Raw genomic sequence first — 13,485 nt, 5'->3', positions numbered from 1 at the left:
TAAAACAATTGATTATTTTTTGTTCTGGATTTGTGATACATTGCTCAAATAAATTGTGTTTTTTTCGTTAATACTTTTCTTTTTGTTTTGATGAAAGGTTTATTTAAAAATTACGCCAAAAAGTGGTCAGGAAAGGTATTGATTTTATTTAAGTTTTTATTTTGTTTTTTTTACCAAAAACCACCACCAAAACTATCCTCGCAAAACACACCATTAAAAGCTCAACCTTATCAACTTAGCAAAACTTTACAAATATTTAACAAAAAACTAGCGCATTATTAATCAATCGGTTATAATTTGAGCGCTTTCAAAACAAGGAAAAGCTCATTAGTTGAGCGGATAATTATAAAAATTAAAATAAAACAATAAATTACTTGACAGGATTATCGAAATGCGCTATCATGCATGGCATCTGGCATCTGGCATCTGGCATGCCAAACCTACGCCCTAAATCTTTTTCAATTTCACCGTAGTCTAAATCAGACACTGTTCTTATTTTCATCACCGAAGTTATCAAGCTCATCGCGCTTGGCGAGGTCGCCGTGTTTATCGGCAGGGTTATCGCCGAGGTCGAGGTGCTTATTTTTTCTATCTAAATTATCAAACTTACTTAGATTATTTAGATTAACTAAATTATTGTTGTTCTTCGTGCCATTGTTTTTGTTGCCATATACACAGTGCTCTATGGCATTAACGGCGTCTACATCAAGGTATATTGAGGGTAGTGCGCCATATTTAACGTTTGACGGTGGTCAAACAAGGACAACTTCAACGGATAGTTTCTTGTTTATTAAGTTGCGGGATGGTACAAGGTACACACCGTCAACTAATCCATCAAGTGCTACAGATCCAATAAGATTACCTTATGCAGGAAGTACTTTGGGAGATATAGATATGGTAATCCCATCATCAGTGGATTCAGTGAGTTTAAGTGATTTAATCACTAGGTATAATTATTGGGGAGATGATGATGGAGATGGACAGGGTATAAATGGTGTTACTGCTACAGGGGATATATCGGTATCGTTTGTGGATAAGGATGGCAATACTGTTAATCGTAGTGATGCATTGGATATATGTAAGGCTCCTTATAAGGTAACCTTAAGTAGTACTGATGGTTATTTACAAACAGAGTACGGGGTTCCAAATAGAGCCAGTTTTAATGGTCAGACGGTGACATATTATATCAATCCATATGGTGTTACTGGTCCTGTTGTTTGTCACGCAAGGCCGAATCTTCGTTATGGCCACATCGACTATGCTGGCCCATCTAACATATGGTCTTCTACAAAGGGTTTTTTAACTCAGTCAATAAGTTCATCATCTTATGACCAAAATTTTCCTACAACGGGTACTGATGGGGCGTATTTTGATTTGGACATAGGTGGAGCAGATGGAAGTCAGTTGACGTGGTCTGTTGTCACGAATGGTAGTATAAGGGCAGAGGTGAGTTGGACAAGGCCGCGTTCTGGTTCATTCACAGACCTAAGAGGATATACTGTCCAAGCCGATAATTGGATTACTGATAAATCAAGTTATGTAACACGCGTAACGTTAAGTGGTCCTAGGGCTGATAGCGCTCAGATAAGTTCAAATAGTCCTAGTTCTCTAATTGTGCCATCTTTGCCACAGACATTTGAGTTGGTCGGTAGGGATGGTCGAGGTCATGAGGTGAGGTATGGATTTGTGTTAAAGCAGTGGTTCGTCAATCGGGGTAATAAACGGGATACCTTGTCTAACCAATCCACTTGGTGTGGAAGTCTGGGTTATCGTTTGCCACAGATTAAGGATTTAACTAATGCGATGTGTGGTGCGCTTCCTGCTTTCCCATGCCGAAATGGCATAGATGGTTCCTTACCATCCTCATTTGATGATCATTACATGCGTCACATGGGGGCTGGTTTTTTCTCTGAGTGGGGCAGCATGAGCCGCTACGCTGATTTGGGCTTCATCGACGACGCCTATTGGACGAGTGACACTGTCGGTGCTAATGGCTTCTATGTCGGCCCGGCCTTCGGTCACGTCAGCTACTTCCTTTCTAGCTTCAGCTATTGGGCTGTTTGCACCACACCTTAGTTTTTATATCTTAGTCCTTATAGTACGGCAAGGTTTCGGACGTTTTGACCTTGGGTGAATAAAATAGCTACTGTGACCACGTCCGAGCAAAGGGAATTAAAGCGAATTCCCTTTGCAATCCCACGCTTGGCTGCAGAATGTGGCCTGCGGCACTACTCGTATCATCCTGATACGAGGCCATCTTCGCTGTGCTCAGATGTTCAAATTTGTTCCAGACAAATTTGTCCGACGCACCACAAACTCGCCAAACATCCTTGTTTGGCGTGCTGACCTCACTCTGTTGTCGGCACATTCTGACGCCGGAATAAGACAAACAACATAACCTTAGGTGTTTTTTTTGTGAGTGGTTTTTGTGTAAAAAAGCAATGAAATTGCATCCAAAAAGCGGTCAGGAAAGGTATTGATTTTATTGAAGTTTTTATTTTTCTATTTTTTGTAAATTTCCTATGACTTTACTAAGATTTCGATTGTTTTTGATTGATTAAATATTGATTGTGGTGTTTTGATTAAACCACTTAAAAAGCGAGGAATATTATATTATACTGTTTACTCATTTATTCTTTGCCAACGGATTTATAAGTTAAAGGAAATTAGAGATGCAACAATTACAAACTATTATTGAAGCAGCATTTGAACGCCGTGCTGAAATTACACCATCAAATGTCGATACTGTAACTCGTGATGCAATCAACCAATGTATCGCTTTATTAGACAGCGGTAAAATGCGTGTCGCAGAAAAAATCAATGGCGATTGGGTGACTCACCAATGGTTGAAAAAAGCTGTTTTGCTCTCTTTCCGTATTAACGAAAACCAATTGATTAATGGTGGCGCGACTAACTATTATGACAAAGTACCATTAAAATTTGCTGAATATGATGAAGCAAGATTCCAACAAGAAGGTTTTCGCGTTGTTCCTTCTGCTATAGCGCGTAAAGGGGCTTATGTTGCTCGCAATACTGTGTTAATGCCATCTTATGTTAATATTGGTGCTTATGTTGATGAAGGGACAATGGTTGATACATGGGTGACTGTTGGTTCTTGTGCGCAAATTGGTAAAAATGTTCATTTATCAGGTGGCGTGGGGATTGGAGGTGTTTTAGAGCCGTTACAAGCTAATCCAACGATTATTGAAGATAATTGCTTTATTGGTGCACGTAGTGAAATTGTTGAAGGCGTTATTGTTGAAGAAGGTAGCGTCATTTCAATGGGTGTGTTTATTGGCCAAAGTACTAAAATTTATGATCGTGCAACTGGCGAAGTTCATTATGGCCGTGTACCAGCAGGCTCTGTGGTTGTTTCTGGAAACTTGCCAACGAAAGATGGTAAATATAGCCTTTATTGTGCAGTTATTGTGAAAAAAGTAGATGCTAAGACTTTAGGTAAAGTAGGCATTAACGAATTACTGCGTACGATTGATTAATTTTATGTTTTAAAACCGCCTAGCTTGTTAGGCGGTTATGATTTTATTTATTAACTTGTTAATTTTTGTTTATAACCACTGAGTTTATAACCATTAGAAGAAGAGGAGAATTTATGCCTTCTTTTGATATCGTTTCAGAAATCCAAATGCCAGAAGTTAAAAATGGTGTTGAAAATGCAACTCGAGAGCTAGCCACCCGTTGGGATTTTAAAAATGTTGAAGCATCGTTTGAGTTAAATGAAAAGAATGAAACGATCAAAGCAACCAGCCAATCTGATTTCCAAGTACAACAATTACTTGATATTTTGCGTGATAAACTTGCTAAACGAGGTATTGATGGTGGTGCACTTGAAATTCCTGAAGAAATGGAACACAGCGGTAAGTTCTATAGTATTACGGTTAAACTTAAGCAGGGTATCGATAAAGAGTTAGCTAAAAAAATCGTGAAAGCTATTAAGGACAGTAAAATTAAAGTACAAGCTCAAGTGCAAGGTGAACAAGTTCGAGTGACAGGTAAATCACGCGATGATTTACAAGCGACTATGGCTTTAGTCAAAAATGGTGAATTTGGTCAACCATTCCAGTTTACTAATTTTAGAGATTGATTTTCTTTTCAAGTAATATTGCCGATATTTGTCGGCAATATTATCCTATTCCAAATAGCTAATCACCTGTATTTTGTAAAGAAATTTAAATAATCTTAAGAAGATGTAAGTTTATTTTTTGTTTTTGCATCGTTGTTTATAAAATAAAGGCTATAATGCTTTAAAACATAAATATAAGTAGTGTAAAAAGCGAGATTTTTTTGTACGGATACGCTATGCTATTCACATGTCTGTTTTCTTAATTTGAACAATACTTATTATGATGAAAAAATTAGCTCTATCTCTATTTTTTCTTATTTTTTCTATGCATTTGTTTGCGCAAGAACCTGATAGTGAAACAAAGGCAGAAAAGAGAGTTTTTATTGATAATCTATTATCAAAAATGACACTCCAAGAAAAAGTGGGGCAACTGCGTTTAGTCAGTGTTGGCGGTGATCTAACATTGAGTAAAGCACTTGATCAAATCGAAGCAGGTGAAATTGGCGGTATTTTTAATACTGTAGTTGAACCTGACCTTTCTCAAATGCAAGAACGTGCTTTAAAATCCCCTAATAAGATTCCTATTTATTTTGGGTTTGATGTTATTCATGGTCATAGAACCGTGTTTCCGATTAATTTAGGTATTGCATCAACTTGGGATCGTAGTGCGATAGCTAAAGCTGCTGAAGTTTCGGCAGACGAAGCAACCTCGGATGGATTGAATATTACTTGGGCACCGATGGTTGATATTACGCGCGATCCAAGGTGGGGGCGTGTGTCAGAAGGATTTGGTGAAGATCCTTATCTGTCTTCAGAGGCTGGACGTATTTTTGTTGAAAAAATGCAAAAACAATCTCTTTCTGATAAAAAATCATTAGTTACTACCGTTAAGCATTTTGCACTTTATGGTGCTGTTGAAGGCGGACGTGAATATAACAGCACGGACATGAGCGAACGTAAAATGTTCCAAGAATATCTTGTGCCTTATAAAGCGGCAATCGATGCGGGTAGTCGCTCGGTGATGGTTTCGCTCGTGAGTGTTAATGGTATTCCGGCAACTGCGAATCATTGGCTGTTAACCGAAGTATTACGTAATCAGTGGCATTTTGATGGTGTTGTGGTGAGCGATCATGGCGCGATTCGTGAACTGATTAATCATGGCGTAGCTAGTGATCCGAAAGATGCTGTGCGTGTTGCGATTAAAGCGGGCATTGATATTAGTATGAATGATGAATACTTTTTACAATTTATTCCTGAATTGGTTAAAGAGGGTGCTATTACAGAAGAAGAAATTAATCGAGCCTGTCGCCATGTTCTTGAACTTAAATACGATATGGGATTGTTTAGTGATCCTTATCGTAAATTAGATCCAAAATTAGATATTGAAACCATGTTTGCTGACGATCGTTTACATCGCGAAGAAGCCCGCGATGTGGCACGTCGTAGCATTGTGTTATTAAAAAATGCCAATGAAATTCTACCTTTATCTAAAAATAAGAAAATTGCAGTCATTGGTCCATTATCTGATTCAAAACGAGATATTTTAGGCAGTTGGTCGGGAGCAGGTCGTGCTAATTTGGCGGTAACGCCATTAGAAGGCATTAAAAGAGCGGTTAATAACCCAAAATCAGTTAGTTATGCATTTGGTGCTAATCTTTCTGATGATGCAAATTTATATCGTTTTTTAAATTTATATGAAGAAACCACCAAATTTGATCATAGACCAGCGGATCAAATGATTGCCGAAGCAGTTGGTATCGCTAAAAAAGCGGATGTTGTTGTTGCGTTTGTGGGTGAGGCCGAAGGTATGGCGCATGAGTCATCAAGTCGAACAGATCTCTCTTTACAAGCGAGCCAAAAAAAGTTGCTTAAAGCGCTTAAAAAAACCGGCAAACCATTGGTTATTGTCTTAATGAATGGGCGTCCATTAACATTATCTGAAGAATATACGCAAGCTGATGCTATGCTTGAAACTTGGTTTTTAGGAACAGAAGGCGGTAATGCTATTGCTGATGTGTTATTTGGTGATTATAATCCTTCAGGTAAGTTGCCAATGTCTTTCCCTGATAATGTTGGGCAAATTCCCGTTTATTACAGCCATTTAAATACGGGACGTCCACGCGGTACTGAAAATATGGGAAAATATACTACTTCGTATTTTGATAGTCCAAATGAACCATTATTCCCATTTGGTTTTGGTTTAAGTTATACCAATTTTGCGATGGACTTTTCTTTATCTAGTTCTGAAATGAATAAAAATAGCGAAATCGTTGTTAATGTCAATGTTGAAAATATCGGCAATAAAGAAGGTATGCAGACGGTTCAGCTCTATTTGCAAGATGTGACCGCATCAGTGAGTCGTCCTGTTAAAGAGTTGATTGGTTTTGAAAATATTACTTTAAAACCGCATGAAAAAGGCGAAGTAAAATTTGTTATTAAATATGATATGTTGAAATTCTGGAATGACAAAATGCAATATGTTGCAGAGCCTGGCAAATTTAATGTGTTTATTGGTTCCGATTCAACAACACAAGATAAGAAAACTTTCACTTTGCTTGATAAATAAATTTTTAATTTTCCGTCGGCATTGGTCGACGGTTTTATTATGTGATAAGTATTATGTTTGAATTTGATCTTGTCCTACAACTTCTTCAACAAATGTGCGTTTATTTAGTTATTGCTTATCTACTAAGTAAAACGCCGATCGTTATTCCCCTTATGCAAGTGACAGTACATTTGCCTCATAAATTAGTCTGTTATTGCATCTTTTCATTATTTTGTATTATGGGGAGTTATTTTGGCTTGCATATTGAGGATACCATTGCTAATACACGAGCTATTGGTGCCATTTTAGGTGGGTTACTTGGCGGTCCCGTCGTTGGGCTGCTAGTTGGGATAACTGGCGGTATTCATCGTTATACTTTAGGTGGCATTACCGCTGAAAGTTGTATGTTATCTACCATTTTAATTGGGCTAATTAGTGGATTACTACATTATGTGTTAATGAAAAAGGGACGAGTTGATCTAATCTATAATCCTTTGTTAGTTGGTGTATTAGGTTTATTAGTTGAATCACTCGAAATGATTTTGGTGTTACTTATCTCACGACCTTTTGACGTAGTCTTGCATGCTGTTAGGAGCATTGCCGCACCCATGATTGTTGCCAATAGCATTGGTTCTGCGATGTTTATGCGAATTTTGCTTGATAGACGAGCGATTTTTGAGCGTTATACTTCGGCCTTTTCAGCAAAAGCACTAAAAATCGCTGTCAGTACAGAAGGTTTATTGCGTGATGGTTTTAATCAGCAAAATAGTACTAAAGTGGCTGAAATTATTTATCGAGAACTTGATATTGGCGCTGTTGCAATTACCGATAGGGAAAAGATATTGGCTTTCATAGGTATTGGTGATGATCATCATTTACCAGGAACACTAATAACATCTAATAGTACCTTAGAAGCCATCGAAAAGAATGAAGTACAATATCTTGATGGGGCTCATGAGCCTTATCAATGCTCAATAAATAAAAATTGCCGTTTAGGATCGACACTAGTCATTCCACTAAGGGGAGAAAACAATACAGTAGTGGGTACGATTAAGCTTTATGAAGCAAAAAACACATTATTTAGTTCAATCAATCGAACTCTTGGGGAGGGAATTGCTAGTTTATTATCTGCACAGATCTTAGCAGGACAAAATGAGCACTATAGGCAACTGTTATCTAAAACTGAAATAAAACTATTACATGCACAAGTTAATCCTCACTTCTTATTTAATGCCTTAAATACATTGCTGGCTGTTATTCGTCGTGATAAAACACAGGCATCGCAACTCGTGCAAAATTTATCTACCTTTTTCCGAAAAAACTTAAAGCGAACCGAAGAAATCGTCACACTAAGAGATGAAATAGAGCACGTGAATGCCTATTTGCAAATTGAAAAAATGCGTTTTATGGATCAGTTGACTATCAAAATCGATATTCCCCAAAAATTAGAATATGCACAACTACCTGCTTTTTCGTTACAACCGATTGTTGAAAATGCCATTAAACATGGTACATCTCAATTGCTTGGTCATGGTAGCGTGACTATCAGTGCTTATAAGTTTGAACAATCGTTGGTTTTAGAGGTAATTGATAGCGCAGGCCATTATCGTGAAAATAAGAAAGACACCAAAGGCTTAGGGCTTAATTTAGTTGATAAAAGAATTAAGATTCGTTATGGTGAAAAGTATGGTATAAAGATAGCATGTAAACCTGATGAATATACCAAAGTCATGCTGATACTACCTTTGCAAGAGGATGTAAGTACTCAATGTTAAACGTTATTATTGTTGATGATGAATTACCAGCTCGTGAAAATTTGCGCTGCTTGCTTGAAAGCGATCCCGAAATTAGCATCGTTGCGGAATGTAATAATGCCATGGAGGCAATTCGAGATATTCATCGACTTCAACCTGATGTCGTATTTTTGGATATCCAATTGCCTAAAATAAACGGTATTGAAATGTTATCAATGCTTGATCCTGAATCCATGCCAAGAATTGTCTTTTTAACGGCTTACAGTGAATTTGCGGTTAAAGCTTTTGAAGAACAAGCTTTTGATTATTTACTTAAGCCTATTGAACAAGAACGGTTAAATAAAACTTTATATCGTCTGCATAATCATTGTTTTTCTGGGAATATTAATCAATTAGATGGCGTTAATCAGAAGCTGAAATATGTCCCATGTGTTGGGCATAACCGAATTTATTTATTGAATTTTGATGATGTGTTTTATATCTCTTCTAAAATGAGTGGTATTTATGTGTTTAATCAAGAAAATAATGAGTACCTAACTGAATTAACACTAAAAACGCTCGAAGATAAAACCGATCTTGTTAGGTGTCATCGGCAATATCTGATTAATCTGAAAAAACTTAAAGAAATTCGTTTCAATCAAACTGGCGGTGTTGATGTTATTTTTATTAATGATGTTTCGGTGCCTGTGAGCCGTCGTTATTTAAAACCGCTTAAAGAGGTGTTGGGATTGTAATAATCCTCGATATCTTTTGCTTTATTTCTTTTACCGCTAAGTTGCTAATTTTAACCACTCATACTCTTAATCTAACCTGTAACCCAAATAAGGTTATCATTCTTAAGAGCAAAAAATTACTATACACTCAAACACGAAAAGGTCTTTAGCTGTTACTTGCTATCTTTGTTTATATAAAAAATACTCGTTTTATGTTATCGCGACGTTTTTTAATATGCACATAGTATTAAGTAATAAACTAATTAATCTTATAAATCACAAAGAGAATCATTATGAATAATAAAGTATTTAAGCATATTCCATGGTTCATCCTTGCTTTAGTTGGTGCATGCTGTTTAGGCGTTGTTGCATTACGGCGAGGTGAACATATTAGTGCACTTTGGATTGTTGCGGCGGCAGTTTCGATTTATTTAGTCGCATATCGATACTATAGTCTGTATATTGCTAAAAAAGTAATGCAATTAGATCCAACTCGTGCAACGCCAGCTGTCATTAATAATGATGGTTTAAATTATGTCCCAACAAATAAATATGTACTTTTTGGGCACCATTTTGCTGCCATTGCTGGTGCAGGCCCTTTAGTCGGTCCAGTACTTGCAGCACAAGTTGGTTATTTACCGGGTACACTTTGGTTGCTTGCTGGTGTGGTTTTTGCCGGTGCAGTGCAAGATTTTATGGTACTGTTTTTATCCTCTCGCCGTAACGGTTCATCTTTAGGAGAAATGGTTAAAGAAGAAATGGGGCCAATACCGGGAACTATTGCGTTATTTGGTTGTTTCTTAATTATGTTAATCATCTTAGCGGTATTAGCACTAATAGTAGTTAAAGCCTTGGCTGAAAGTCCATGGGGTGTCTTTACTGTTTGTTCAACCGTGCCAATTGCCCTATTTATGGGGATCTACATGCGATTTATTCGACCGGGTAGAGTAGCAGAAGTGTCAGTTATTGGTATTGTACTACTTGTTTTATCTATCTGGTTTGGTGGCGTTATTGCACATGATGCATATTGGGGTCCAGCTTTAACCTTTAAAGCAACAACGATTACTTATGTATTGGTTGGTTATGCATTAATTTCTGCAATGTTACCTGTATGGTTAATTTTAGCACCACGGGATTATTTAGCGACTTTCCTAAAAATTGGTGTAATTGTAGGTTTAGCCATTGGTATTGTTATTTTAAATCCTGATTTAAAAATGCCTGCTATTACACAATACGTTGATGGTACAGGGCCAGTTTGGAAAGGGGCATTATTCCCATTCTTATTTATCACCATCGCTTGTGGTGCTGTTTCTGGTTTCCACGCATTAATTTCGTCAGGTACTACACCTAAATTACTTGCCAACGAAAACGATGCGCGTTTTATTGGTTACGGTGCAATGCTGATGGAATCATTTGTTGCTATGATGGCTTTAGTTGCTGCATCAATTATTGAACCAGGTCTTTATTTTGCAATGAATACCCCGCCAGCGGCATTAGGTATTGCTATGCCAGATCTGCATAAGCTTGGTACTGCTGATGCACCGATGATCATGTCTCAATTACAAGATGTGACAGCACATGCTGCGGCGACCGTTAGCTCTTGGGGATTTGTTATTTCGCCAGAGCAAATTATCCAAACCGCGAAAGATATTGGTGAACCATCAGTGCTCAATCGTGCCGGCGGTGCACCAACATTAGCCGTAGGGATTGCACATGTATTCCATCAAATTCTACCTGGCGCAAATATGGGCTTTTGGTACCACTTTGGTATTTTATTTGAAGCACTATTTATTTTAACTGCCCTTGATGCAGGGACTCGATCTGGTCGCTTTATGCTACAAGATTTATTGGGTAATTTTGTTCCATTTTTGAAAAAAACAGATTCACTTATTGCCGGCTTTATCGGTACACTTGGTTGCGTTGGTTTATGGGGCTATTTACTCTATCAAGGTGTTGTTGATCCATTAGGTGGTGTTAAGAGCTTATGGCCATTATTTGGTATCTCTAACCAAATGCTAGCGGCGGTTGCGTTAGTCTTAGCAACAGTGGTATTAATTAAAATGAAACGTGCTCAATATGTTTGGGTAACTATCATTCCAGCTATATGGTTGTTAATTTGTACAACCTGGGCATTAGCATTGAAGTTATTTAGCCAAGATCCGCAATTAGAAGGCTTCTTCTATTTAGCGAATGAATATAATCGTCGAATTGCAGAAGGGAGCGATTTAACCGCTCAACAAATCAATAATATGCACCATATTGTTATTAATAACTATACCAATGCTGGTTTAAGTATCTTATTCTTATTGGTTGTTTACGGTATTATCTTCTTTGGTATTAAAACGGCATTAAAAGTGCGTAATAATAAACATAGAACAGATAAAGAAACCGCTTATGTGCCAATTCCTGAGGGCGGTGTAAAAACATCAATGTCGCACTAGGTTTTAAGTAATAGGCTGCTGAGTTAGTTCAGCATCTTATTATCTTTATCAGCTTTTAATCAAATTATCACTTGCCCAACAATATTCATATTGTTGGGCATTTTTATAAATGATACTTTGTTTTAACAGTAAATATCTCACAGTTATCTTGATAATGTAACTTAACTAAAATGTTAAGATTAAAAATGTGAAAAAAATCACATTATTACTTCCGTTTATTTATTAAAATAAAAAATTCGTGTCATTTTTATAGGAGGTAAAGATGCCCATTACTAAAAAATTATTGTCGTTATGTAACATTTTAGTGTTAAGTTGTTCATTTCAAGCTCTGGCTAAAGAAGTTAATGTATCCATTTTAGCTACATCCGATGTTCACGGTAGAATGGTACCTTGGAATTATGGTACAGATAAAACTGATACTTCGGGCTCTTATGCACAAATTTCATCGTTTATTAAAGAGTATCGCAATGCTCATGCTAATGTTATCTTGGTTGATGCGGGGGATATTATTCAAGATAATCAAATCGAACGTTTTTACAATGTTAAACAACACCCTGCCATGGCTGCTCTAAATGCAATGAACTATGACATTATGGTCTTAGGTAATCATGAATTTAATTTTGGGATGCCAATTGTTGATAAAATTATTTCGCAGTTCAATGGTAAAACGCTAGCCGCCAATATTTTTTACAAAAATTCAGGAAAGCCTTACCTTCCGGCGTCAACGATTATTGAAAAAGAGGGAATTAAAATTGGGTTTATAGGTGCTACTACGCCATTTGTACCTGAATATGAAAATAAAACAGGTTATGTTGATCAGATGGAATTTACAATGCCTATTCCAGAAATTAAAAAGCAAGTTGATCAGCTAAAACAACAATCTGTTGATGCAATTGTTCTAATTGCTCATATGGGATTAGATAATGAAAATAATAAACCCGGTACTGGTGTTGCCGATATAGCAAAACAAGTACCGGATATCGATGTAATTATTGCCGGGCATAATCACCAAAATATTAGTGAAGAAGTAATTAATAATGTTGTAATTACTGAACCTCATCGTTATGGCACAGTGGTGTCAGTTGTGGATCTAACTTTTGATATTCAAGCTGATAGAAAAACGCTAGAGCACAAGAAATCAGAAACTTTGCCGGTTAAAACTTATCCTGCCGATCCAGTAATTGAAGAAATATATGCGCCGTATCATCAACAGCTAAGAGAAATTTCTAATCAAGTTATTGGTGAAACCGATAGTGATTTAGTTCCACAACAATTGATTCATGGTATTCCCGCTGTTTATTTAGAAGAGTCAGGATTAACTAATTTATTGAACTCAGTGCAACTTTATTATAGCGGTGCTGATGTGACATCGGTATTAGTTGATAATAAAAAAGCTATACTCAATAAGGGGAAAATAGCACGTAAAGATATTGCCAATAATTATCAATACACAGCAGGCGAAACGAGTATTTTTGAAGTTACCGGTAGAGATCTAAAGGATTATATGGAATGGTCTGCGGCTTATTTTGCTCAAGTAAAACCGATGGATAATAATTACCAATATGATCCTATTCGCGGCGCATCAAAATATATGACTTATGATATGTTTGGTGGTGTAAAGTATATCATTAATCTAAGACAACCTGTTGGGCAAAGAATTAAAGACTTAACTTTACTTAATGGTAAACCTGTTACTGATGATATGAAAATTAAACTTGGTATGAATGCTTACCGCTATGAAATGCTGGTTAAAAAAGGAGGACCATTAGAAGGACGCAGAGTTGAACCAATTTGGAACTCTCGTACTGCTTTCGGTGATGAAGACGGTACTATACGTAATATGACAATAAAATATATAATCGAAGTGAAAAAAGGAAAAATTACCGATGAGTCTAATCATAATTGGAAAGTCATAGGCATTGAACCTTAGTACTCATTATTCGTTAATTTA

General features: G+C 36.8%; 8 protein-coding genes. All 8 read left to right on the top strand.

The window, feature by feature from the left end; all coding sequences use genetic code 11:
• Window positions 1-405: 405 nt before the first annotated feature.
• The 8 genes from GA0061081_RS00340 to GA0061081_RS00300 all read left to right on the top strand — a co-directional run bounded on the left by GA0061081_RS00340 (window position 406) and on the right by GA0061081_RS00300 (window position 13,464).
• Window positions 406-2,076: a hypothetical protein gene (locus GA0061081_RS00340; protein ID WP_141683302.1), complete on the top strand. Its 1,671-nt coding sequence runs from the start codon at window positions 406-408 to the stop codon at window positions 2,074-2,076.
• Window positions 2,077-2,672: 596 nt separating this feature from the next.
• Complete coding sequence (dapD, locus tag GA0061081_RS00330; RefSeq protein ID WP_091346009.1) at window positions 2,673-3,497, top strand: 2,3,4,5-tetrahydropyridine-2,6-dicarboxylate N-succinyltransferase; 825 nt, start codon at window positions 2,673-2,675, stop codon at window positions 3,495-3,497.
• Between the two features lie 113 nt (window positions 3,498-3,610).
• Window positions 3,611-4,102, top strand: a complete 492-nt coding sequence (locus GA0061081_RS00325) for a YajQ family cyclic di-GMP-binding protein (RefSeq protein ID WP_091346008.1) — start codon at window positions 3,611-3,613, stop codon at window positions 4,100-4,102.
• Window positions 4,103-4,361: 259 nt separating this feature from the next.
• On the top strand, window positions 4,362-6,647 hold the full coding sequence (gene bglX, locus GA0061081_RS00320) for a beta-glucosidase BglX (protein WP_091346007.1): 2,286 nt from the start codon (window positions 4,362-4,364) through the stop codon (window positions 6,645-6,647).
• 53 nt (window positions 6,648-6,700) lie between these two features.
• Window positions 6,701-8,401 (top strand): sensor histidine kinase, encoded by a 1,701-nt coding sequence (locus GA0061081_RS00315; protein ID WP_091346006.1) that lies wholly within the window; start codon window positions 6,701-6,703, stop codon window positions 8,399-8,401.
• On the top strand, window positions 8,395-9,114 hold the full coding sequence (gene btsR, locus GA0061081_RS00310; RefSeq protein ID WP_091346005.1) for a two-component system response regulator BtsR: 720 nt from the start codon (window positions 8,395-8,397) through the stop codon (window positions 9,112-9,114). The genes GA0061081_RS00315 and btsR overlap by 7 nt, the downstream gene beginning before the upstream one ends.
• A 272-nt stretch (window positions 9,115-9,386) precedes the next feature.
• A complete protein-coding gene (locus GA0061081_RS00305) occupies window positions 9,387-11,534 on the top strand; it encodes a carbon starvation CstA family protein (RefSeq protein ID WP_425337774.1) in 2,148 nt (715 codons plus the stop codon).
• A gap of 262 nt (window positions 11,535-11,796) precedes the next feature.
• Complete coding sequence (locus GA0061081_RS00300; RefSeq protein WP_091346003.1) at window positions 11,797-13,464, top strand: bifunctional metallophosphatase/5'-nucleotidase; 1,668 nt, start codon at window positions 11,797-11,799, stop codon at window positions 13,462-13,464.
• The last annotated feature ends 21 nt before the right edge of the window (window positions 13,465-13,485 follow it).

Source organism: Gilliamella bombicola (assembly GCF_900094945.1).
GTDB lineage: Bacteria > Pseudomonadota > Gammaproteobacteria > Enterobacterales > Orbaceae > Gilliamella > Gilliamella bombicola.
Note: the sequence above shows the minus strand (reverse complement) of the source record. Positions and strands in the feature narration are given on the sequence as shown.